Origin of the sequence: Mitsuokella apri, assembly GCF_047974105.1 — a bacterium.
Taxonomy (GTDB): domain Bacteria; phylum Bacillota; class Negativicutes; order Selenomonadales; family Selenomonadaceae; genus Mitsuokella.
In genome coordinates this window covers 305,608-326,955 of the sequence record NZ_JBHYRS010000003.1, presented here as the reverse complement: position 1 = coordinate 326,955, position 21,348 = coordinate 305,608, and the positions used below count along the sequence as shown (strand labels likewise).

24 protein-coding genes are annotated in these 21,348 nt (G+C 54.7%); 2 read left to right on the top strand and 22 right to left on the bottom strand.

Features of this window, described 5'->3' with window-relative positions:
* Positions 1–3: 3 nt before the first annotated feature.
* From ACE419_RS06520 to ACE419_RS06445, 16 genes are all read right to left on the bottom strand, one after another.
* Positions 4–1,305, bottom strand: a complete 1,302-nt coding sequence (locus ACE419_RS06520) for an ammonium transporter (RefSeq protein WP_435721405.1) — start codon at positions 1,303–1,305, stop codon at positions 4–6.
* 379 nt (positions 1,306–1,684) lie between these two features.
* Positions 1,685–1,939: a sulfurtransferase TusA family protein gene (locus ACE419_RS06515; protein WP_432647725.1), complete on the bottom strand. Its 255-nt coding sequence runs from the start codon at positions 1,937–1,939 to the stop codon at positions 1,685–1,687.
* Entirely contained in the window at positions 1,936–2,796 is an 861-nt protein-coding gene (locus tag ACE419_RS06510) for a ferredoxin-like domain-containing protein (RefSeq protein ID WP_435721404.1), read from the bottom strand. The genes ACE419_RS06515 and ACE419_RS06510 overlap by 4 nt, the downstream gene beginning before the upstream one ends.
* A 531-nt stretch (positions 2,797–3,327) precedes the next feature.
* The gene (locus tag ACE419_RS06505) at positions 3,328–3,747 is read right to left on the bottom strand and encodes a M67 family metallopeptidase (RefSeq protein WP_432647723.1); all 420 of its coding nucleotides are present in this window, start codon (positions 3,745–3,747) and stop codon (positions 3,328–3,330) included.
* 24 nt (positions 3,748–3,771) lie between these two features.
* The gene (locus ACE419_RS06500; RefSeq protein WP_432647722.1) at positions 3,772–4,590 is read right to left on the bottom strand and encodes a HesA/MoeB/ThiF family protein; all 819 of its coding nucleotides are present in this window, start codon (positions 4,588–4,590) and stop codon (positions 3,772–3,774) included.
* Positions 4,587–4,796, bottom strand: a complete 210-nt coding sequence (thiS, locus tag ACE419_RS06495) for a sulfur carrier protein ThiS (protein ID WP_432647721.1) — start codon at positions 4,794–4,796, stop codon at positions 4,587–4,589. The genes ACE419_RS06500 and thiS (ACE419_RS06495) overlap by 4 nt, the downstream gene beginning before the upstream one ends.
* Before the next feature lie 261 nt (positions 4,797–5,057).
* Positions 5,058–5,690, bottom strand: a complete 633-nt coding sequence (locus tag ACE419_RS06490; RefSeq protein WP_432647720.1) for a thiamine phosphate synthase — start codon at positions 5,688–5,690, stop codon at positions 5,058–5,060.
* On the bottom strand, positions 5,677–6,939 hold the full coding sequence (gene thiH / locus ACE419_RS06485; RefSeq protein WP_435721403.1) for a 2-iminoacetate synthase ThiH: 1,263 nt from the start codon (positions 6,937–6,939) through the stop codon (positions 5,677–5,679). Before thiH ends, ACE419_RS06490 begins: the two co-directional genes overlap by 14 nt.
* A gap of 16 nt (positions 6,940–6,955) precedes the next feature.
* The gene (locus tag ACE419_RS06480) at positions 6,956–7,723 is read right to left on the bottom strand and encodes a thiazole synthase (protein ID WP_435721424.1); all 768 of its coding nucleotides are present in this window, start codon (positions 7,721–7,723) and stop codon (positions 6,956–6,958) included.
* Between the two features lie 122 nt (positions 7,724–7,845).
* Entirely contained in the window at positions 7,846–8,043 is a 198-nt protein-coding gene (thiS, locus tag ACE419_RS06475) for a sulfur carrier protein ThiS (protein WP_435721402.1), read from the bottom strand.
* 288 nt (positions 8,044–8,331) lie between these two features.
* A complete protein-coding gene (locus ACE419_RS06470; RefSeq protein ID WP_435721401.1) occupies positions 8,332–9,900 on the bottom strand; it encodes a nitrite/sulfite reductase in 1,569 nt (522 codons plus the stop codon).
* Between the two features lie 171 nt (positions 9,901–10,071).
* Positions 10,072–10,479: a GtrA family protein gene (locus tag ACE419_RS06465; RefSeq protein ID WP_435721400.1), complete on the bottom strand. Its 408-nt coding sequence runs from the start codon at positions 10,477–10,479 to the stop codon at positions 10,072–10,074.
* Positions 10,469–11,494, bottom strand: a complete 1,026-nt coding sequence (locus ACE419_RS06460; protein ID WP_432647361.1) for a glycosyltransferase family 2 protein — start codon at positions 11,492–11,494, stop codon at positions 10,469–10,471. Before ACE419_RS06460 ends, ACE419_RS06465 begins: the two co-directional genes overlap by 11 nt.
* A gap of 20 nt (positions 11,495–11,514) precedes the next feature.
* Positions 11,515–13,032 carry an ArnT family glycosyltransferase gene (locus tag ACE419_RS06455; RefSeq protein WP_432647362.1) on the bottom strand — a complete coding sequence of 506 codons (1,518 nt, stop codon included), beginning with the start codon at positions 13,030–13,032 and terminating at the stop codon, positions 11,515–11,517.
* Positions 13,033–13,038: 6 nt separating this feature from the next.
* A complete protein-coding gene (locus ACE419_RS06450; protein WP_432647363.1) occupies positions 13,039–13,500 on the bottom strand; it encodes an Rrf2 family transcriptional regulator in 462 nt (153 codons plus the stop codon).
* 104 nt (positions 13,501–13,604) lie between these two features.
* Positions 13,605–14,417: a hypothetical protein gene (locus ACE419_RS06445; RefSeq protein ID WP_435721399.1), complete on the bottom strand. Its 813-nt coding sequence runs from the start codon at positions 14,415–14,417 to the stop codon at positions 13,605–13,607.
* Positions 14,418–14,624: 207 nt separating this feature from the next.
* On the opposite strand from ACE419_RS06445, the gene ACE419_RS06440 reads away from it, so the two are divergent.
* The gene (locus ACE419_RS06440; RefSeq protein WP_432647365.1) at positions 14,625–15,074 is read left to right on the top strand and encodes a hypothetical protein; all 450 of its coding nucleotides are present in this window, start codon (positions 14,625–14,627) and stop codon (positions 15,072–15,074) included.
* Positions 15,075–15,135: 61 nt separating this feature from the next.
* Here ACE419_RS06440 and coaBC read toward each other — a convergent pair whose 3' ends face one another.
* From coaBC to dapF, 6 genes are all read right to left on the bottom strand, one after another.
* Positions 15,136–16,356 carry a bifunctional phosphopantothenoylcysteine decarboxylase/phosphopantothenate--cysteine ligase CoaBC gene (gene coaBC, locus ACE419_RS06435; RefSeq protein WP_435721398.1) on the bottom strand — a complete coding sequence of 407 codons (1,221 nt, stop codon included), beginning with the start codon at positions 16,354–16,356 and terminating at the stop codon, positions 15,136–15,138.
* Positions 16,357–16,373: 17 nt separating this feature from the next.
* Positions 16,374–16,604, bottom strand: a complete 231-nt coding sequence (gene rpoZ, locus ACE419_RS06430) for a DNA-directed RNA polymerase subunit omega (protein ID WP_295713876.1) — start codon at positions 16,602–16,604, stop codon at positions 16,374–16,376.
* On the bottom strand, positions 16,601–17,203 hold the full coding sequence (gene gmk, locus ACE419_RS06425) for a guanylate kinase (protein ID WP_432647367.1): 603 nt from the start codon (positions 17,201–17,203) through the stop codon (positions 16,601–16,603). Before gmk ends, rpoZ begins: the two co-directional genes overlap by 4 nt.
* Positions 17,200–17,496: an extracellular matrix/biofilm regulator RemA gene (remA, locus tag ACE419_RS06420; RefSeq protein ID WP_432647368.1), complete on the bottom strand. Its 297-nt coding sequence runs from the start codon at positions 17,494–17,496 to the stop codon at positions 17,200–17,202. The genes gmk and remA overlap by 4 nt, the downstream gene beginning before the upstream one ends.
* A gap of 61 nt (positions 17,497–17,557) precedes the next feature.
* The gene (locus ACE419_RS06415; RefSeq protein ID WP_432647369.1) at positions 17,558–18,436 is read right to left on the bottom strand and encodes a YicC/YloC family endoribonuclease; all 879 of its coding nucleotides are present in this window, start codon (positions 18,434–18,436) and stop codon (positions 17,558–17,560) included.
* Between the two features lie 56 nt (positions 18,437–18,492).
* The gene (gene dapF, locus ACE419_RS06410) at positions 18,493–19,329 is read right to left on the bottom strand and encodes a diaminopimelate epimerase (RefSeq protein WP_435721397.1); all 837 of its coding nucleotides are present in this window, start codon (positions 19,327–19,329) and stop codon (positions 18,493–18,495) included.
* Between the two features lie 177 nt (positions 19,330–19,506).
* On the opposite strand from dapF, the gene ACE419_RS06405 reads away from it, so the two are divergent.
* Complete coding sequence (locus tag ACE419_RS06405) at positions 19,507–21,273, top strand: Rqc2 family fibronectin-binding protein (RefSeq protein ID WP_435721396.1); 1,767 nt, start codon at positions 19,507–19,509, stop codon at positions 21,271–21,273.
* The last annotated feature ends 75 nt before the right edge of the window (positions 21,274–21,348 follow it).

Genomic DNA, 21,348 nt, shown 5'->3' with positions numbered 1-21,348 from the left:
TGATTACTCCTTCTGCGTACTCAGAATCGTATTTGCAAGCATCTCGCTGGAGTTCTCAAGCGAAGCAATCGGGCTGCCGGCCATCATGGAGCTGGCATAACCGCGCTCGCCGTGCTCGACAACATCGAGACCTGCAATTTCTTCCGTCTCATCAGCGCGAACCTTCATGAAGTGGCTGACAATCTTGAAGAGGATGTACGTGCCAACGATGGCCAGGGCATATGCGACGATAACCGAAACAACCTGAGCGAAGAGGAGGTGCGTCTCGCCGTAGAACAGGCCGTTTGCACCAGCCGGGTTGACTTCCGTCGTAGCCCAGAGGCCCGTAGCGATGGAGCCCCAGGTACCGCCAATACCATGAACACCGAAAGCATCGAGGGAATCATCATAACCGAGTTTTTCTTTGAGGACGGCAACGGCGAAGTAGCAGACAATACCGCCGATCAGGCCAATGGCCAGAGCTGGCATCGGCTTAACAAAGCCGGCAGCAGGAGTGATGGCAACGAGGCCGGCGATGCAGCCCGAAGCAGCACCGAGGATGGTCGGTTTGCCGTTGCGGATCCACTCAGCGAGTACCCAGGAAACCGTTGCACCGGCAGCAGCAACCTGCGTCGTGACAAAAGCATTGGCAGCGAGGCCGTTAGCACCGAGAGCCGAGCCGGCGTTGAAGCCGAACCAGCCGAACCAAAGAAGCGTAGCGCCGAGAACCGTCATCGGCAGGTTGTGCGGAATCATGGCAAACTGGCCGTAGCCACGGCGTGCGCCGAGAAGAATACAAATCGTAAGGCCCGAAACACCGGAGAGGATGTGAATGACAAGGCCGCCGGCGAAGTCAAGAGCACCGAGCTGCGAAAGGAAGCCGCCGCCCCATACCCAGTGGGCCATCGGGTTGTAAATGAAGATTGCCCAGAGCAGGATCAAAACGGCGAAAGCTGCGAAGCGCATGCGCTCTGCAAATGCACCAGTAATGAGGGCCGGCGTGATGACGGCGAACATGCACTGGAAGGCAACGAACGCGAGCTCCGGAATCGTGCCGTTTTCGAGAACGTTGAGGCCGACGCCTGCAAGACCGATCTTATCGAGGCTGCCGATGAAACCATTGATATCCGTGCCGAACGTCATGGCATAACCGATGATGACCCATTCAACGGAAATCATTGCTACAATGAAGAAACTCTGCATAATCGTGGTCAGGACGTTTTTGCTGCGAACCATGCCGCCGTAGAAGAACGCAAGACCAGGTGTCATAATGAAAACCAGGGCTGCACTTATCAGCACCCAGGCAGTATCGCCAGTGTCAATCATGTAAATCAAATCCTTTCCCATTAGCTCGAAAAAAATGCGATTTGTGGAAAATATAATAGCTTTTCCCCTGACTCCCCGCTGCACTCTGCCGGCCAAAAAGCAAAAAGCGTCCAGCCGCATGACACAAAGGTCATGCCTGCCGGACGCCATTGTCCACTTCTGGCCGCTGTTTGGTTTTGGGGATTTTCAACGGAAAGTGTTGACAGCTTGAAACATAAAAACCCCGAAGGATTTGGTACCTAAATCCTTCGGGGCTCCGTTGCCTCTTGCTGATGTGTATATAATAACAGGCTCTGTGACTTTCGTCAACACCAAATTGTCATGTATACATGTATTCTCAAAAATTAGATTGAAAATCATGCTCTGCAAAAAAACGCCTTTATGCAAGCAGGCCGTTCTTCTTGACAATCAGATCGTACGTCCCATCTTCGCGCTTCTTGACGGAAAGCACCTTGTGGTCCTCATCCTTGAGGCTGCGCGGCACATTCTGGATGGGCTCGCCGTCATTGAGATGCACGGCAAGCGTCTGACCGTCTTCGAGGTCTTCGAGGGCCATCTTGACTTTGACAAACGTAATCGGGCAGACAACATCCGTGATATCGAGCTCTGCGTCCGTCTTTACTGCTTCACTCATAAGATTTCCTCCACTCTCTTCTGGAATTTATCCCAGCCCACGCGGTCCAGGCAGTTTGCGAAGCGTTCGCTCGGTTTGGCATTTTCCTCAAAGAACGCCAGCGTCGCATCGACAATCGCGTAGAGCTTCTCCTCTTCAAAAACAATCGGCAGGAAATGACGGCCGACGGCGATGCGGTTGCCGTAAAGACCGCCGAACGAAATGACAAAACCTGCCTCACCCTGCCAGGCGTCCGTCGGGCAGCTCTTGATGCATTTGCCGCAGTAAACGCATTTTTCGCGGTCAATGCGGACTTCGCTGTTTGCTGCATCCACCGTAATGGCCTTTTCGGGGCAGACGGCCTCGCAGACGCCGCAGTAAACGCAGCTGTCCTGCTTCCACTCCGGCTTAATGCCACCCTTGACGCCGAAGTCATTTTCCTCGGCCTTCAGGCAGTTGTTGTGGCAGCCCGTGAAACCGAATTTGAACTTATGAGGCAGCTCGCGGCCGCCGTAGCGCTTGTCAAATTCATTCGCGAGTTTCTGCGTGTCGATGAGGCCCGACGCACAGATCGCACAGCCCTGACAGGCCGTAATCGTGCGCACGCGCGGACCGCAGACGCCGACGGACACCCCGCCCTCGTGCAGGGCCTTCTTGACCTCGTCGATATCCTGCAGATGGATGAACGGGATCTCGATACCCTGACGCGACGTCAGATGCACATAGCCCTTGCCGTATTTTTCTGCGACCTGCTGAATCGTGCCGAGCTGCGCCGCCGTGAAATGGCCGCCGACCGACTTTAAGCGCATGGAAAAACAATCCTTCTGCCGCTGGCGCATGAAACCGCCTTTTTTGAGCTCCTTATAATCAACTGCCATGGAAATTTCCTCCTAAAACTCCTAAGATATATAATTTGTGTTACATCGTGGTGTACAAGGCGTTTTCAGGGGGCATTTAACGTTCCGCGCAGCAGGCTGAAGCTTCACTTATAAATGCCCCCTGAAAACTCAATGCTGATAAAACATGGATGCAAGGTTAGCAATACATCGTAGCACCTATGGCGTTTGGAAGGAGTATCGAACGCTCCGCGCAGCAGGCTGAAGCTCCGCTTATCGATACTCCTCCCAAACTTAATATCTGCAAGGACGAGCGAAGCAAAGTCCGTCCTCGAACCGAGAGACGAGTATGCTGGAAGTAAGGGAAGGGCTGGACAAAAGCGAAGCGTTCATTTGTCTGCGTGAAGAACTTATTTTTTGCCAGCTAGAACCCTTGCAAGGGAGCGTCGTTCAAACGAAGTGCGTTTAGCTCCCTGCAAGGCTGAATTAAAAGGCAAAAAATAAGTTTAGCAGACAAATGCCGCGCAGCGTTGGCCGGCCCTTCCCGCCTTCCATCCCCTCTCTCCCCTCACCTCACCGAATGCGCAAATCTTCTTTGGTGACATCCTGCTGCTTCTCGATGTGAAAGCTGTTCAGCACAGGTTCGCCGCCGTTCAGGGACAAAATGAAGTAGCTTGCCCTGCTGTCATAGGCGAGCCGTTTATCCTCTTCGCTCGGTCGTGACGGCGTGGCGGGGTGGCTGTGCCAGTTGCCGAGGAGTTCGAGACCTTCGGCGCGCATTTCCTTAACGGCCGCGAACTGCTCCTTTGGGTCGAGTGAGAAATGCTCGGGACTGTGGTCGAGATTCGTCAGGAAAAAGACGTGCTCCACGAATTTTTCACCTGTCTTTTCATCGATGCGGCCGCCCAGAAGCCCGCAGTCCTCATTCGGCGCGTTTTTGCGCGCGTGCTGCACGAGGGCGAGATAGTCCGCGAGTTTTAAATGCACAATCATATTCTGCCTCACTTCCCCTTCTCTTTAATGCTGGCGCAAATCGCAGGCCGGCTGTTCGTAGTCGATGAGCTCCGTAATCGTCGGATGCTCGCCGCAGATGCCGCATTTCGGATTCTTCGGGATCTTGATCTTGCGGAAATTCATCGTCAGGGCATCGTATGTCAGAAGATACCCCGTCAAAAGGTCGCCGACGCCCAGAATGTATTTGAGGGCTTCCGTCGCCTGCAGTGTGCCGATGACGCCGCCCATGACGCCGAGCACGCCGGCCTGACGGCAGGTCGGCACCGCGTCCTTCGGCGGCATCGTCGGGAAAACGCAGCGGTAGCACGGTCCCTGCCCCGGCACATATGTCATGAGCTGTCCCTGAAAGCGGATAATGCCGGCATGCGAAAAAGGCTTTTTCTCAAAGACGCAGGCATCGTTAATCAGGAACTTCGCGGGGAAATTGTCCGTGCCGTCGATGATGAAGTCATAATCCTCGGAACGGATGATGTCGCGAATGTTCTTCGACGTCACCATCTCGTTGTACGTATGGACCTTGACATCAGGATTCATCGCCGCAATGGTCTCGCGGCCCGACTCGACTTTTGGCTTGCCGACATCGGCCGTCTGGTGGATGATCTGACGCTGCAGATTCGAGAGGTCGACGACATCAAAGTCGACGAGGCCGATCGTGCCGACACCGGCAGCCGCGAGGTACATCGCAGCCGGCGCGCCGAGGCCGCCCGTGCCGATGACGAGGACTTTGCTGTTCAGGATTTTTTCCTGCCCTTTGCCGCCGACCTGCTTCAATATAATATGGCGCGAATAGCGCTCAATCTGTTCATTCGTCAAACTGCTCATCTGGCACCGCCTCCCATGAAGTAGAGGAATTCAATCTTGTCGCCATCCTTGACAAAAGTCGACTCAAAGCCCTTGTGGTCGACAAACTCACCGTTGAGTTCGACCGTCACATAGTCGGGCTGCTCGGCCTTCGCGACGACGAGCAGTTCCTTGAGGTTGATGCTTTTCTCGAGACTGAGATCCTTGCCATTTACCGTTACCTTCATGAAAAATCCCTCCATAAGAAAAAGCCCACGATAAAGAACCCACGGCAGACAGAGACTGCGAGCAGGAATATCCATATCATGAGCTTTCGTTGACGAATAACTCCTATATGCTTTTACAATACATATAAAATAAATATGTTTAACAATTTATGGTTATTATACAGCCGTATGTGACGATTGTCAACACGGATTGTAAAAAGTCACAAAAAGTCGCGTAAAATCAGCAAAATCGTAAAAGTCATGGCAAGTCATCGTCATTTGTCATTTTCTGAGCCACAGGCTGCCCTTCATCAGGGAACTCATCGCGCAGCCGCCGGCGGCACCGGCCGCGAGGACTTCAGGGAGCCGCGCCGGCGTCAGGCCGCCAATGGCAAAAACCGGCAGGTCTGACGACGAAGTGACTTCGCGCAGGAAAGTCAGTCCGCGCGGCGAAAGGCCCGGCTTGCACGAAGTCGCGTAGATGTGACCGGCAAAGGCATACGTGCAGCCGAGCTCTGCAGCTTCTTTGACATCCTGCACGGAATGACACGAAGTGCCAAGCTCGGCAAAATTCAGCTCTTTTCCCTCTGCCCTGACCCTGCGCAAAAGCGGCAGCGGCAGATGCAGGCCCGCAGGCCGAAGTTTTTGGGCTGCTTCGATAAATTGATGCAGGATGCAGGGAACGTCATGCTTTGCACAAATCGCCATGACTTTTCTGGCAAGGGCCTCATAAGCTTCGGGCGTCATATCCTTTTCACGCAGCACAATGGCCCTCGGCCCTGCCGCGGCGATTTTTTCAAGACGCTGCAGAAAGTCAGCCTGACTTTTAAAGAGTCTGCGATTCGTCACGCAGATGACTTTTTCAAGGTCAAAGTCCGACTGAAAATCAGCATGACCGGAATTAAAGGTAGACATAGTCGTTCAGGACAGGCTGCAGGCCTTCGGAGGCCATGTCGTCGTACATGCGTCTGAGGCTGCGCGTATCGGCAATCTCAAACTGGGCGTCGCCTGTCTCTCCTTCCTCTTTGCCCGTGTATTTCTCCTCGTGGTCGCCGATGCCCGTCGAGACGCCGGCGGAAATCTTCGTCGCGGCGATGCGCACGATGCCGTTGCGGAATTTGGCCGTCTCGCGCGAGGACACCGTGATGCCGACATACGGCAGGAAAATGCGGTAGGCACAGAGAATCTGGCAGAGCTGACGCTCGCCGACATCGAGCGGATTGATTTTTTCGTTGTTGATGATTGGGCGCAGACGCGGGCATGACAGCGAGAACTCGGCCTGCGGGTATTTGCGCTGCAGATAGTAGACGTGCAGGGCCGTTGCAAGGGCGTCCTTGCGGAAGTCGGCAAGGCCTAAGAGCGCCGAGAAGCCGACACCGCGCATGCCGCCCATGAGCGCGCGTTCCTGTGCTTCGAAGCGATACGGCCAGACGCGTTTATGGCCCATGAGGTGCAGCGTCTCGTATTTCTTGAGGTCGTACGTCTCCTGAAAGACCGTGACGTAGTCGGCGCCGCATTCGTGCAGATAGGCGTAATCCTTGACATTCATCGGGTAGACTTCAAGGCCGACATTGCGGAAATACTTGCGCGCAAGCTTGCAGGCCTCGCCGATGTACTCGACGCTGCTCTTCGTCTTGCTCTCGCCCGTCAGCATGAGGATTTCCTCCATGCCGCTGTCCGCGATGACTTTCATCTCGTGCTCGATTTCCTCGGGATTCAGCTGCAGGCGGTGAATGTCGTTATAGCAGTTGAAGCCGCAGTAAACGCAGTAGTTCTCGCAGTAGTTGGCGATGTAGAGCGGCGTAAAGAGGTAGACCGTATTGCCGAAATGACGGCTCGTCTCGCGGCTCGCGCGCTCCGCCATCTGCTCAAGAAGCGGCGCGGCAGCCGGCGAGAGCAGGGCCTTGAAGTCCTCAATCGTGCAGGTCTCGTGCTCAAGAGCCCTTTTCGCGTCGAGAATCGTATAGGCGTCGGGGTCATAGGCGTTCATGGCCGAGATGACCTTGCCGCGCACGTCCGAATGAATCTGCTCCATGTCCGGCAGATAGTCCATCGGATTCGTGCGGCATGATGGGTCCGTCTCAAGACGGTGTTTCTTCGCAAGGGCCTTTTCACTGAGTTTATCGGAGTCAATGAAGAAATGATTTTCTTTTTTCTCACTCATTTTTTCTTCCCCCCTATCAGCGCAAAAAACCAGTCAGTGGGTCGGAAGCGGCACCGCCGCGCTGCAGCACGCGGCCGAGGCCAGCAAGATACGCCTTGCGGCCGGCCTTTATCGCATCGCGGAAAGCCGAGGCCATCAGCGGCACATTGCCGGCCGTCGCGAGGGCCGTGTTCGCCATGATGGCAGCAGCGCCCATCTCCATGGCCTCGCAGGCCTCCGACGGTTTGCCGATGCCGGCATCGACGATGATTGGCAGGTCCATCTCGTCGATGAGAATCTGGATGAATTCTTTCGTCGCGAGGCCTTTATTCGAGCCAATCGGCGCGGCGAGCGGCATGATGGCAGCGGCGCCGGCGTCCTTGAGGCTGCGGGCGGCGTAGAGGTCCGGATACATGTACGGCAGGACGACAAAGCCTTCTTTCGCAAGCGTTTCCGTCGCGCGGATGGTCTCGTTGTTGTCCGGCAGCAGGTATTTCGAGTCGCGCATGATTTCAATCTTGACGAAATTGCCGCAGCCGATGGCCTTCGCGAGATGTGCGATGCGGACGGCTTCATCCGCCGTGCGGGCGCCCGAGGTATTCGGCAGCAGTGTCACATTCTTTGGCACATAGTCGAGGATGTTTTCTTTTTCCTTCGTGTTGGCGCGGCGCACGGCCACCGTGATGAGCTCGGCTTCGGCGTAGCGCACGGCCGCATCGATGAGCTGCAGCGAATATTTGCCGGAACCTAAGATAAAGCGCGAATGGAAGATATGGCCGCCGAGCACCAAAGCGTCTTCTGCCATCTTTGCTTCTAGATTTTCACTCTTATTGTTCTTGCTTTCGTTATGCTGTTCCATTTATGTCGCTTCTTTCCATTAATATAAGATAACCATCTTTTAAGGCAAAAGCCTGCAAAGCCCCTGTCTCAGCAGCCGCCGCCCATAAAGCAGACGACTTCCACGACATCGCCGTCTTTCAGGCGCGTCGCCGCATAGTCCTCTTTCGCGAGAATCTCACCGTTGTATTCGACGGCCACGGCACGGCTGTCATAGCCTGCTTCTGCTAAAAAATCCGTCAGCAGCACACCCGCTTTTGCCTGCGGCTCTCCATTGATTGTTACCATATCGTCACCTCTTCTGCACTGCTCAAAATAAAAAAAGAAGGAATGCCCGTTTGGGCATTCCCTCTGATGCTTGCATTTCAATCATTTTCTGATGTATTTTGCAAATTGCGCTTGCACACGCTGGTTTCCTACGTTGGCATTGTCCAAATCAGGTCATGGGTCGGAATCACAAATTCCCTCTCAGCCTGCTTTGACAAATTTTTAAGCTCTGTCCGCAAGCTCCCCAGCTATGAAATTATAATACTTTTTTAGTATAGACCGTTTCGTTGGCAATTACAATAGATTTTTTCAGCTTGCCTTGTATGGATTGACAAGGTTCTGCCATACAGATATATCGGTGCGGGCAATGACCTGATGGAACGATTCGCCTGCTTCGCGCAGATTCAGGTAGTGCTGAATCAAAGCCCTGACGCAGGCTTCGAGCTGGTTATCGGGGATTTTCCCCTCGACTTTTTTCGCAAAAGCGGCATGCGGGCCGAGATGGCCGCCGAGCTGCAGGGTATAGACCGGGACGATTTCGTTCCCGACTTTGGCGCGGCCGCCCGTGAGGCCGATGTCGGCCAGCTGGGGCTGGGCACAGGCATGAGAGCAGCCCGTAAGGTTGATGCGCAGGGGCAGGCCGATGGCGGGGAATTCATCTTCCATGGCCAGAGCCAGTTTCTGCAGACGGTACTTCGTCTCAATCGGTGCGAAGTTGCAGTAGGCATTGCCCGTGCACGAGGAAGCATAGCCCGTGAAAAAGCCCGGCGCGAGCGGATAGCGCGTAAAGATTTCGTCGGCAGTGAGTTCTTCTGCCTTCTCTGCAGGAATGTCCGTCAGGATGAGGTTCTGTGAATTGGTCGTGCGCAGGCGGCCCTGACCGAATGTTTCTGCAAGTTCGGCAAAATGTGCGAGGTCTTTGGCCTGTACATGGCCGTTTGGCAGATGCAGTCCGACATAGACGAGGCCTGCCTGTTTCTGGTCATGGACGCCATAGAAACGGCCGTAGTTCCAGCCTTTCGTGACTTCTTCGCCGCCGCGCGGCAGTTCTCCCGTCTGGGCCTCGATTTTTGCCGCCACGGTCTCGATGCCGAGGTCATCGACGAGGAATTTCAGACGGCAGTGCGTGCGCTTTTCGCGGTAGCCTTCATCGCGGAACAGCGTGGCTGCAGCTTGCGCGACTTTCAGGACATTTTCCGGATGGATGAAGAACGGCAGTTTTTTCGCGAGATACGGCTCTGCCGAAAGGCCGCCGCCGATGTAGGCATGGAAGCCTGCTTCCCCGTCAAGTTTTGCCGGCACAAAGGCGAGGTCGTTGATGCGCGCAAAACCTGCGTCATGCGGATTGGCCGAAATCGAGATCTTGAGTTTGCGCGGCAGATTGGAAAATTCCGGATTGCCGAGGAAGAAGCGGAAGACTTCTTCGACGATGGGGCGCGTGTCGAGGAGCTCTTCAGCGTCGATACCTGCAAGCGGATTGCCGAGAATCGTGCGCGGTACGTCGCCGCAGGCCTCGACCGAGCTCAGGCCGACTGCTTCAAGGCGCGGCAGAATGTCAAGCGCGTCTTTTAAGGTGATGTTATGAATCTGCACGGCCTGACGAATCGTGATCTGGATTTCGCCTTTGCCGTATTCTTCCGCTAACTCCGCCAGGACTTTTGCCTGCGCTGCTGTCACCTGCCCCGACGGCAGCTTGACGCGCACGAGGAAATGACCGTCGCGCGGCCGCTGGGCATAGATGCCAGCCCATTTCAGGCGTTCCACATCGCCGGGGTCGATCTCCTTGAATTCTTTCTGTGCCAAATCTTTGAGGTCCTTGAAAATCTCAAGGCCGTCTTTTTCGTATTTCCATTTTTCATTGCGATTGCCAAATTCCATTTTTTCTCTCCTGTCGATATCTTTCCTGTTTTAGGGTAAAAAAATAGAGACTCCTGCAGAATATGCAGGAACCTCCATTTGCTGGTCAGTTACTCTTTGCTTTATCAAGATAACATAGCACTTTACTATGCGTCTGTGACCAAAGTCACACTTCTATATTTTTTACGGTCTTTATTTGCGTCCGAACGCAAAGATCTTGACGAACAGAAACGTAATCGGCACGCCGAGGATGGCGGCAATCAGGTAGCTCGCAAGCGACGGCAGCCCCATCAAATTGTAGACAACAAAGACAATGATATTCTGGATGATGTAGTTCGGCACATAGGAAAGGAAGAATTTTACATAGCGCACAAGGCTCATCTTTGTCGGGAAGACGAAGACGCTGTTTAAAAGATACGCATTGATATTCGAAAGGATGTAGCCGATATTAAAGGCGAGATTGGCATCGCCTGCAACGAGTGGTTCGATGATTTTCGCCAGAAAGCTGCAGAGAAACGTATTGATGCAGCCGACGACGAGAAAGAACAGAAATGCCCGCGTAAAAAAGTGATGCTTGATGGCCTCGAAATTAAACTTCATGCAGGGGCTTCCCCTTTCCCGCAGGTTCCTCTGCTTTCTCGGCCTCATCCGCATCGTCAAGGCCATGCACAAGGTCTTCAGGCTTGCCGCGCTCCAGAAGATACAGCGGACGGCGTTTCGTCTCTTCGTACGTACGGCCGAGGTATTCGCCGATGATGCCGAGAATCAAAAGCTGCATGCCGCCAAAAAACAGGATGCAGGCCATGATTGTCGGCCAGCCGGCCGTCGTACTCTCCTCAATAAGCGTTTCGTACAATACATAGATGAAGGCAAAGACACTCGCGATAAGGCTGGCCATGCCGAAGTAAAGGCCGAGGCGCAGCGGAAACGTCGAACACGTGAAAACGCCGTCGACGGCAAGGCGCCACATCTTGCGCGGCGAAAACTTCGAAACACCGGCAAAGCGCGGCGGCGCCGTGAAATGCAGCTGCTTCTGACGGAATCCCATCGCACCGATGAGCCCGCGGATAAAACGCGCATGCTCGCGGTAGCGGCGGAAGGCCACGACGGCCTTGTGATCCATCAGGCGGAAATCCGAGCCGCCCGGCTGTACGGGCACTTCGGAGATGAGGTTGAGGAATTTGTAATAGCCTGCCGAGGTCGTCCGCTTGAGCCACGAGGCATCCTTTGTCGCATCGCGGATGGTCTGCACGACTTCATAACCGTCTTCCCAGTACTTCAAAAGCGTCGGGATGAGTTCGGGCGGATGCTGCATATCGCCGTCCATCGTGATGACGACATCGCCGTCCGCATGGTCGAGGCCGCAGGTCAGCGCGAGCTGATGGCCGTAGTTGCGCGCCAGAAACATCGGCTGGACATGATGGTCTTCGTGCTCCAGTTCATGCAGGATAGCGCGGCTCTTGTCGCGCGAGCCATCGTCAACAAAGATGATTTCCCAATCGAAATCAAGACCGGCCATAGCTTTTTTGACGGCTTCGTAAAAATGCTGCAAATTGTCCTCTTCGTTATAAACCGGTACAACGATGGATAATCTTCTTTTCTTTATGCTCTTCATGCCTAAGGGCTTCCCTTCTTCTAGTTTTTCTCTTCCTCCGTGCGGCGGGCCGGCACAACAGCCTTGACGATGGACGTGCCGTGCTGTTCATCTACGACTTCCAGCGCGCTGTCCTGCAGACGGCCGCGCAAAAATGGCAGGCGCGGCGTCTCACAGAGGATGTAAACGGTCGTTTCGGGCGGCAGGTCTTCATAAGCGAGGAACGGCATGACATTCTTGGCATTCCAGCTCATGCCGCCCGGCTGAATCTCCGCAAGCTCCCTTTTGCCGATGAGTTCGGGGATATTTTCGCCATAGTAGAAGACCGTCGAGGTCCGATAATGGATACGGTCATTATTATAATCGCCGTAGTTAACGACAAGGTGATGCTCCGGATTAAGATTTCTTAATGCTGCCGCCACATCCCTGCCCGACTGCTGCGCGCAGAGCGGAATGGCAGCCGCGAAGAGCAGGACAAAATAAACGAAATACGAAGCAAGGGCCAGTCTTTTCACGAAAGTCACATGGTCCTTCAGCAGGCGTCCGGCGAGAATCGCCATCGGCAGAAAGGCCGGCTGCGTGTACGTGACGTACTTCGTGGCCATGCACTGGAAAAAGAGATGGACGAGCAGGGCCCAGATGAAGAGAAACAACGCACCCTCGCTGAAAGACCTCTCCTTGACGCGGGCCTTGAGCTCCTGCCAGCGTTTTTTCACCTGCCAGAGTACGACAAACGACCACGGCAAAAAGCCCAGCAGGAAAATCAGGATGTAGTAGAACCAGACATCATCGCGGGCATGCTCGGCGACGCGCGCACGCAGGAAATTATGCACGCCAAAGAACGTATCGATGAAGTCCATGCCGTGCAGCCGGTACATGACGTAGTACCACGAGCCGCCCACGAGCAGGAAAACGGCCATGCCGGAAAACCACTTCATGCGCAAAAGCTCTTTGGGACGCCGCCTGACACAGAGAAAGACGAGCAGGATAAAGCCCGGCAGCAAAAAGCCAATCGGCCCTTTCGTCAGGACAGTCAGCCCCGAAAAGAGAAAGGCCAGTACATAGAGGCTGCGCCGGCCGCTCCTGTAAGCGAGGAAAAAGGCAATGAGTACAGCATTAAAGAAAAAGACAAACGTCATGTCCGTGATGACGGCCTTCGAAAGATAGAAAAACGCCGTCGTCGTGCCGAAAATCAAGGCCGAGAGCAGGGCCGTGCTTTTATCATAAAGCTTCCGCGCAAAATAATAGGTCTCCAGCACATTGAGCACCGAAAAGACCGCAGGGAAAAAGCGGGCGGCAAATTCATTCACGCCAAAGGCCGAAAAAGCCGCCAAAAGCTCCCAATAAAAGAAAATCGGTTTATCATACCAATAATTGCCGTAGATGCGCGGCGAGATATAATCGCCTGAGGCCAGCATCTCCTTCGCCGTCAGCGCGTAATTGGATTCCACGGGATCCGTGATGGCCAATTGGCCGTTGCCGGCCAGCACGAGCACGATAAGGGCCAGCAAAAACACCAGCGGCTGCCGCGTCCGCAGGAATTGTGCAACTTTATTCATCCGCTGTTACTCCTGCCCCGCAGTCTGCGCCGCATCGCGGTGCAGGCAGGCCTGCGTCTCCTGCTGGATATCTGCCAGCGTCGTATGCGCAAGGTCCTGTTCAAGCGCGCTCTGGGCAGACTCCAGATGACCATCGAGGATGTGATGGATATTGCGGCCGACCGGGCAGGCCGGATTCGGATTTTCATGGAAGTGGAACAAACTCTCATGTTCCAGCACATCAACTGCCTTGAAGACATCGAGCAGCGTGATTTCATTCAAGGGACGCGTGATCTTGATGCCGCCCGTGCCGCGCGCGACCTTGATGAGGCCGGCTTTCTGGAGCTGCGACATCGTCTTGCGGATGATGACCGGATTGACATTGACACTGCCGGCGAGGAAATCGCTCGTAAGCTTGTGCGTTTTGCCAAAGGCCTCAATGCAGGCAAAAATATGGACAGCTATTGTAAAACGACTGGAAATCTGCATAAACTCTTCTCCCCTTCTCTTTCTAAGTTTTCTTCTCCGTCAACAAACTTTTGCAGTACACTGCAGCTTCTCTGCATCTCTGTATGGCAGAAAGCAGGCCTGTGTCAATTGGCTGCCGGCTGCTTTTGCGCGGCCGCAAAGCGTTCCGGTGCAAAGAAACGGCCGTGGATGCCGCCCATGACTTCATGCAGGTCCTGCAAAAATACCTTCCAGTCCCCGGGCATGTCCTCTGCATCGTAATGACAGCTTAAGCCTGCTTCCACGCGGTCATGGCGCTGCCAGCGGACGACGAGATGTGCGCTCTTGTCATCTGACGAAAGATTGCGCGCCGTCAGGCGCGATTCAAACGGTGCCATTTTATCGAGCTCATCGAGCAGGCGGCTGACGGACTTTGGCAGTTCATAGGCATGACGCTCCGTGCCGAAATCCTCTTTATGACGGTTGTAGAGAATCATGCGCTTGCGCCGGTCCAGCACGAGTTTTTCGCGCAGCTCCACCATGGTCTGCCTGCGTCCCTGCCGTACCGGCACGGTCTCAATCAAAAGGAAGCGGACGTACTCGAGATGATTTTCCTGCTGAATAGCCACATTCGGCAGCTCATTGAGGCAGTCAATAAATGTAGCCCAATTCTCCGGAAAAGCGCCGCAGCCCGTGATATGGCGCGCCGGCTTGCCCAGTTCCTTGTAAAGAAGCGTCCAGTGCGTATCGGCCGCAAGCTGTTCTTCGGCAAAGAAGCGCGAGCGCCAGCGCTGGGCAATGGCCAGTTTATCGAGTTTGCGGAGCCAGCGGCGGCCGCCCGGCAGCTCTTCCGTGTCGAGCTTTGCGGGCAGATTTTCAAAACTTGCCGCCTGCGCCGCGCCGACATAGACCCTGCGCTCGCGCACGACGGCTTCCACTTTCCAGCAGCCGGCCGTCAAAGGGCCTCCTATAGTAAAACAAAGTTGTTCGAGCAAAGCTCTCATTTTCTCCTTCCCTGCTCCCGCTCTGCCACTTGCTCAGACAGGCTCAGACAAACAATACAGCTTTTACAGCTTTCACAGTTTCCGCGTCTGCCAGTCTATCGTATCATTATTTTTTGCATACCCGCTGAAAATGCGGTACAATGGCAAGCAGGAGGTGTTTTTATGAAAAAATTTTATATCATCGCTATGATGCTCTGCCTGCTGATTCTGCCGGCTACCGTCATGGCAGCGCCATCGCAGAATGCACAGGCTTTCGCCAACGAGGAAGCGGTATCCACGCAGTGGATCAACACCATGCTGACGAATAAAGATGCCAACGGTGCCTATGCCATGATGAGTGCCGAGGCGAAGAAAAGCGTCAAGGCCGCTGACCTGCAGAAAGCAGAACAGCGCATGGCAAAAGAACTCGGCAGCCTCAAAGAGACCCGTTTCGTTGCCTGGACGCGCTTCGACAATGTCGACCAGATGACGTATCTCATGAGCTTTGACAAGACGAAGGCTGTCCGCTGCGAACTCATCTTCAACAAGAAGGGTGAACTCGATTCCTTCATCCTGGCACCGCTCAACACGGATAACGCCAAGAATGCCAAGGCTGACACGAAGAAAAAATAAGCATTTTGCCTTCATCAGTCTGTCTGTGAAAAAGAGCTGTCGCATAAGCGGCAGCCCTTTTTTATTTTGCCTTCAGCAGCTTTTCCACATGGTCGAGGATGATGCCGCCGAGCTCCATCTTAGAGAGCAGCGGATACTCCCACGCCTGCCCGTCGCGGGCAAAAATCCTGACGCGGTTCGTCTCGACGCCAAAGCCGGCTCCCTCTTCCGAAACGTCATTGGCCACAATGAAGTCGAGGTTCTTTTTCGCGAGTTTTTTTCTGGCATAGGTTTCGACATCCGTGGTTTCGGCAGCGAAGCCTATGAGCAGCTGATGCGTCTTTTTTTGACCGAGCTCATAGAGGATATCGGGGTTGCGCTCCAAGACGAGCGTGAACTCCCCTTCCTGCTTCTTAATCTTGTTGGCTGCCACAACCTTGGGCCGGTAGTCTGCCACAGCAGCGGCCTTGATGACAATGTCGCTGTCGGGAAATTCCCGCAGAACAGCCTCGCGCATCTCGCGGGCCGTCTCCACGCGGACGATGCGCACGCCAGCCGGGGCAGACAGAGCAGATGGCGCCGAAATGAGCACGACCTCGGCACCGCGGTTTGCTGCCTGCTGAGCAATCGCATAGCCCATGCGGCCCGTCGAACGGTTGCCAAGATAGCGCACAGGGTCCAAAGGCTCAATGGTGCCGCCGGCCGTCACTAGAATCTTTCTGCCGGCAAGCTCCTGTCCCTTCGCGAAGAAATCTGCCAGAATGCCGACAACGTCAGCAGGCTCGGGCAGGCGGCCCTTGCCCGATACGCCGCAGGCCAGCATGCCGCTGTCCGGCTCAATGAGATGGAAGCCGCGCGCGGCGAGTTCGCGCAGATTGCGCTGCGTGACGGGATTTTCGTACATATTCGTATTCATTGCCGGAGCGACAAACACGGGTGCCTTAGTCGCGAGCAAAGTCGTCGTCAGCATGTCATCGGCAAGGCCGCAGGCAGCCTTTGCTATGACATTGGCCGTGGCCGGCGCAATCAGCACAGCATCGGCAAGATTCGCCAGAGCGATGTGCTCGACATGGTAATGGGCGACTTTTGCCCACATATCCGTTGTAACCGGCTGGCCGCTGATTTCGCGGAATGTCAGCTCCGTGACAAAATTCTCGGCGCCGCGCGTCATGATGACGTGAACCTCGGCACCGGCTTTCTTCAAGCGGCTTGTGATTTCTACGGCCTTATAGGCAGCAATGCCGCCCGTGACGCCGAGGACGATTTTCCTGCCCGCAAGGGCCTGAAGCGCAGAAGCTTCCATAGCGCATAACCCTCTTATTATTCGTCGATATCGAGCTTGTACGAAATCTTGCCCTCAACGATTTCTTCCAGTGCGTTCGTCACGTTCTTCGTCGAGCGGGCCTTCGTAGCCTTGCACTCCGCACCGTCGAGCAGCTGGCGGGCGCGCTTTGCTGCGAGGACGACGAGACCGTAGCGGCTGTCCACTTTCTTCATCAGGGCATCCGTAGACGGATTGACCATGCTCATCTCTACGTTATTCGTTTTCATTTCTCCAACACCTCATTGATCATATCTTCTTTGTCACGGCGGCAGTGCTCTGCGGTCATGATGGCCTTGATGCGGCCGACTGCCCTCTGTACCGTGTCATTGATGACAACAAATGTATACTGACGGCCGATTTCAATTTCCTTGCGGGCGGAGCCGAGGCGGCGTGCCAGCGATTCCTCTGTCTCCGAGCCGCGGCCGCGGATGCGGCGTTCAAGTTCCGGCAGGGACGGCGGCAGCAGGAAAATAAAGAGACCATCGGGGCACTTTTTCATGACATTGAGCGCTCCCTGCGTATCGATTTCCAGCAGGATGTCCTGACCTGCCTCGCGGCGCTCCTCAATCTTGCCGAGCGGCGTGCCGTAATAATTGCCGTAGACATTGGCATACTCGAGGAAGTCCCCCTCGCTGATCTTGCGCTCGAACTCTTCCTTCTCCAAAAAGTAATAGTTCCTGCCGTCGACCTCACCGTCACGCGGCTGGCGCGTCGTGGCCGAAATGGAGTAAGCAAGTTCCGGCGTGCTCGACAAAAGTTCCGCACAGACCGTGCCCTTGCCCGTACCCGAAGGGCCTGATACAACAATCAATAAACCTTTGCTCATTCTACCTCATCTTTTCCTTTTTTATTTCCCTTGGCCGTATCCTTTTCATCCATATCCACAACGATGCGGTGCGTGATGGTCTCCGGCTGAACGGACGACAGGACGACATGGTCGCTGTCCATGACGATGACGGCGCGCGTGCGGCGGCCATACGTGGCGTCAATCAGGCGGCCGCAGTCGCGTGCTTCCTGGACGAAGCGTTTGATGGGTGCCGATTCCGGACTTACAATCGCAACGATGCGATTCGAGGAGATGATATTGCCAAAGCCGATGTTGATTAATTTGATATCCATGGTGGTTCCTCCTCCACTCAGTTCATGTACTTCTATATAATATAGGGACTATATCATATGCTTATTCAATGTTCTGTACCTGCTCACGCAGTTTTTCGATTTCACTTTTCATATCGACGACAAGCTGAGCTGCCTCAGAGCTGTTTGCCTTCGAGGCAATCGTATTCGTCTCGCGATTCATTTCCTGAATGAGAAAATCGAGTTTGCGGCCAATGGGGCCTTCTGCTCCCGCGAGGATGGCGCGGAACTGCTGAAAATGGCTGCCGAGCCGCACGACTTCTTCCGTGTAGTTGACTTTGTCCGCATAGATGGCTGTCTCCTGAATGATACGCGTCTCGTCGATATCCTGTGCGGACAAAAGCTCCTCGAGAGTTTTCTGCAGGCGTTCGCGGTACCCCTGCACAATCTGTGGGGCCAGCTCCTTGAGCTTTGCCACACCCTTCTCGAGTTCCGTGAGATGCACGAGGAAATCACGGCCGATGTTTTCGCCCTCCGCCTGACGCATCGCGTCAAAGCCTGTCAGGGCTTTCTGCACGGTCTCTAAAAGCAGCGGCTCGAAGCCCTCCAGCTCATCCTCTTCGACAACCTGCAGGACATCGGGATACGATGCCACCTGCATGACATCATCCGGACGTGCAAGGTGCAGAAAATCGCTGAGCTCATCAAGAGACGCATGATAGGCCTTGGCGAGGGATTTGTCAACGTGAATGGCTGCTGCCTTTTCACGCTTGTCAAGGTAATTAATGAAGACATCGACCTTGCCGCGCGCGGCCGTCTGGCGGATGCATTTTCGCAGCTTATCCTCAAAAACCGTGAGCTGACGCGGCTCGTGAAAGGCAATCTCCAGAAAGCGCTGATTGACGGCCTTGAGTTCGACCGTGACTTTGTAATCCTGATTCTCGCCCGCTGCCGAGCCAAAACCGGTCATACTTTTAATCATGCAGTATCTTCCTTCCAATCGATTCTATTGTGCAGCTTTGCCAACCGCAAAAACGCTCAGTCTGCGATTTCACCGGTAAAGGCGAGTTCTGCCGGGCCGGTCATGAAGACGTGATTTGTCTTTTCATCCCATTCGACGACGAGTTTGCCGCCATCGAGCTGGACCTCGACTTTGCGGTCCGTGCGGCCTGTCAGCACGCCGGCCACGGCCGTAGCGCAGGAGCCCGTGCCGCAGGCCAGCGTCACGGCAGCGCCGCGTTCCCAGACGCGCATGCGCACATGGCTGCGGTCTTTGACTTCGACGAATTCCGTATTCGTCTTGCGCGGGAAAGAAGGATGCGACTCAAACGACGGGCCGAGCTCATAAATCGGGAAATTCTCGGCGTCCTCGACAAAAATGACGCAGTGCGGGTTGCCCATCGAAACACAGGTCATCTTATACGTCTTGCCTTTGACTTTATGGTCTTCATTGATGACGCGATTCAGTCCAAAACCTTTGACCGGAATTTTATCTCCCTCGAGAACAGGCTCGCCCATATCCACGCGCACGCCCGTGACTCTGCCATTTTCCATCTGCAGATGCGGTACAAGAATGCCCGCACCGGTCTCGACGGTAAACTCGACTTTATCCGTCAGGCCGTAATCATGGAGATAGCGCGCAAAGCAGCGGATGCCGTTGCCGCACATCTCCGCCTCGCTGCCATCCGTATTGAAAATGCGCATGCGAAAATCGGCTTTGTCGGACGGCAGCACATAGAGCACACCATCGCCGCCGATGCCATAATGGCGGTCGCAGGCTTTTTTCGCAAAGGCTGCAAAATCTTTGACGTTTTCCTTAAAGCAGTCAATCAGGACAAAATCATTGCCGCAGCCCTGCCATTTCGAGAATTTCATGAGATACGTCCCTCCTCATAATTACTTCATCTTTTTATTGTACTTGTTTTGCACACATCTTGCAAGCCCTTTCCGTACTCAGGTTCTTTTATCCGGCTCTCTCCTGAGACTATACAAGCGGTTTCTTTCCTATTATAATAGAAGGAAACAGTCTAAAGAAAGAACGAGGAATTTATCATGAGTCTTGACGGCTTTTCGATGCACCCGCTGACACGCGAGCTCAACGACGCACTCGCCGGCGGCCGCATTGACAAGATCACCCAGCCAAATAAACAATCCATCATCCTGTCCGTGCGTCAGCCCGGACAGAATTTCCTTCTGCATATCTCCATCAACTCGCAGAATCCGTCTGCCCATCTTCTGGAGAAGAATCTCGAGAATCCGCCCGAGCCTCCCGTCTTCTGCATGGTCCTGCGCAAGCAGATTGAGACGGGACGCATCGCGAAAATCCGCCAGCACGGGCTCGACCGCCTGCTGCTCATCGACATCGACTCGCTGGCTGCCGGCGGACGCATCGTGACGAAGACGCTTGTACTCGAGCTCATGGGCAAATACAGCAACATCATCCTCGTGCAGGATGGCCAGATCATCGATGCCCTGAGAAAAATCGGCGCAAACAGCAGCCGTGTGCGCACGGTCCTTCCCGGTCAGGCCTACGAGCTGCCGCCCGGACAGGATAAACTCGACCTCTTTACGGATGACCTCGACGCCATCATGGCCATCGTCAAGAAAGACGGCAGCCTGCGCCTCGACAAGGCCCTGCTCGCCGCCTGCATGGGCTTTGGTCCGGTTTCCGCAAAAGAAGTCTGCTTTTCAGCGGGACTCGCGCCATCCATCCGCATCGAGAAACTCGACGAGTCCGACTTTGCGGCCGTCCGTCAGGGCCTTGCGGAAATCCGCACAGCCGCCACGGAAAAAAGCGAGGCCGTGCTGCTGCTCGGCGAAAACAACAAGGTCCTCGCCATGGCGTCCTTCCCGCTGCATTACCTGCCGGACGCCACGGTCCTTTCCTTCCCGACCATCAGCGCCATGCTTGAAAAGGCCGACAGTCTCTTAGGCTCCTATGTCCTTCCGGACAAGGACCGCTTCCGCAAACTTGTCAAAAACGAACTGAACCGCGCCGAGAATAAACTCGTCAAACTCGATGAGGAAATCGCCGCAGCGGAAAATGCCGAGGAATTCAAGGTACGCGGCGATAATCTCATGACATACCAGTATCAATTCAAGGACCGCGAAGATGCCAGCGTCACGGTGCCAAATATTTACAGCGAAACAGGCGAAACCATCACAATTCCCCTCGACCAGCGCCTGACACTCGTCGAGAATATGCAGGCCTGCTATAAAAAATACGATAAGCTCAAGCGCGCGCAGGAACTCCTGCAGGTTCAGCGCCGCGAATGCGAGGACAACATCGCGTATCTTGAGAGCATTGAAGCCTCGCTTCTGGCCTCCTCGAGCCTTGCCGAGATTGCGGAAATCCACAACGAACTCATCGCTTCGGGGTACCTGCGCGAAAAACCGAAGAAAAAGAACAATGATAAGCCCGCCCATCCTTTCCACTTCAAGGCGCCGGATGGCACGGACATCCTTGTTGGCAAAAACAACTACCAGAACGACAAGCTGACATTCAAAACGGCCCGCTTCAACGACACCTGGTTCCATACCAAGGATATTCCAGGCTCCCACGTCGTCCTGCAAAATGGCGGCGCCGAGCCTTCCGCAGAGGACATCCTGCTCGCTGCGAGCCTCGCCGCCCATTTCAGCAAGGCCCGCGGCTCTTCAAAAATCCCCGTTGACTACACGGAAGTCCGCTATGTCAAGAAGCCTTCGGGCAGCAAGCCGGGCTTCGTCATCTTCACGAATCAGAAAACGCTCTATATCACACCGGATGATCAGGCCCTCGCCCCCATCCTCGCACAGGATCCCGCAGCCCTGCAGTCCTGATATAAAAACCAGCCCGCCATCATCGGGAAAAGAAGATGGCGGGCTGTCTTTTTGGGGTTTATTATGATGCTGCCC

Coding starts and splice junctions, on each gene's coding strand:
- remA (WP_432647368.1), bottom strand. CDS start 17,496: ATGGATATCAAATTAATCAACATCGGCTTTGGCAATATCATCTCCTCG.
- coaBC (WP_435721398.1), bottom strand. CDS start 16,356: ATGGAAGCTTCTGCGCTTCAGGCCCTTGCGGGCAGGAAAATCGTCCTC.
- ACE419_RS06480 (WP_435721424.1), bottom strand. CDS start 7,723: ATGGCAGAAGACGCTTTGGTGCTCGGCGGCCATATCTTCCATTCGCGC.
- dapF (WP_435721397.1), bottom strand. CDS start 19,329: ATGAAATTCTCGAAATGGCAGGGCTGCGGCAATGATTTTGTCCTGATT.
- thiS (WP_432647721.1), bottom strand. CDS start 4,796: ATGAAGGTAACGGTAAATGGCAAGGATCTCAGTCTCGAGAAAAGCATC.
- ACE419_RS06515 (WP_432647725.1), bottom strand. CDS start 1,939: ATGAGTGAAGCAGTAAAGACGGACGCAGAGCTCGATATCACGGATGTT.
- ACE419_RS06510 (WP_435721404.1), bottom strand. CDS start 2,796: ATGGCAGTTGATTATAAGGAGCTCAAAAAAGGCGGTTTCATGCGCCAG.
- ACE419_RS06465 (WP_435721400.1), bottom strand. CDS start 10,479: ATGAAGTTTAATTTCGAGGCCATCAAGCATCACTTTTTTACGCGGGCA.
- ACE419_RS06440 (WP_432647365.1), top strand. CDS start 14,625: ATGAAAAAATTTTATATCATCGCTATGATGCTCTGCCTGCTGATTCTG.
- ACE419_RS06500 (WP_432647722.1), bottom strand. CDS start 4,590: ATGAGCAGTTTGACGAATGAACAGATTGAGCGCTATTCGCGCCATATT.
- ACE419_RS06415 (WP_432647369.1), bottom strand. CDS start 18,436: ATGATTAAAAGTATGACCGGTTTTGGCTCGGCAGCGGGCGAGAATCAG.
- ACE419_RS06460 (WP_432647361.1), bottom strand. CDS start 11,494: ATGAAGAGCATAAAGAAAAGAAGATTATCCATCGTTGTACCGGTTTAT.
- gmk (WP_432647367.1), bottom strand. CDS start 17,203: ATGAGCAAAGGTTTATTGATTGTTGTATCAGGCCCTTCGGGTACGGGC.
- ACE419_RS06455 (WP_432647362.1), bottom strand. CDS start 13,032: ATGAATAAAGTTGCACAATTCCTGCGGACGCGGCAGCCGCTGGTGTTT.
- ACE419_RS06470 (WP_435721401.1), bottom strand. CDS start 9,900: ATGGAATTTGGCAATCGCAATGAAAAATGGAAATACGAAAAAGACGGC.
- thiH (WP_435721403.1), bottom strand. CDS start 6,939: ATGAGTGAGAAAAAAGAAAATCATTTCTTCATTGACTCCGATAAACTC.
- rpoZ (WP_295713876.1), bottom strand. CDS start 16,604: ATGAAAACGAATAACGTAGAGATGAGCATGGTCAATCCGTCTACGGAT.
- ACE419_RS06520 (WP_435721405.1), bottom strand. CDS start 1,305: ATGATTGACACTGGCGATACTGCCTGGGTGCTGATAAGTGCAGCCCTG.
- ACE419_RS06405 (WP_435721396.1), top strand. CDS start 19,507: ATGAGTCTTGACGGCTTTTCGATGCACCCGCTGACACGCGAGCTCAAC.
- ACE419_RS06505 (WP_432647723.1), bottom strand. CDS start 3,747: ATGATTGTGCATTTAAAACTCGCGGACTATCTCGCCCTCGTGCAGCAC.
- ACE419_RS06450 (WP_432647363.1), bottom strand. CDS start 13,500: ATGCAGATTTCCAGTCGTTTTACAATAGCTGTCCATATTTTTGCCTGC.
- ACE419_RS06490 (WP_432647720.1), bottom strand. CDS start 5,690: ATGTCTACCTTTAATTCCGGTCATGCTGATTTTCAGTCGGACTTTGAC.
- thiS (WP_435721402.1), bottom strand. CDS start 8,043: ATGGTAACAATCAATGGAGAGCCGCAGGCAAAAGCGGGTGTGCTGCTG.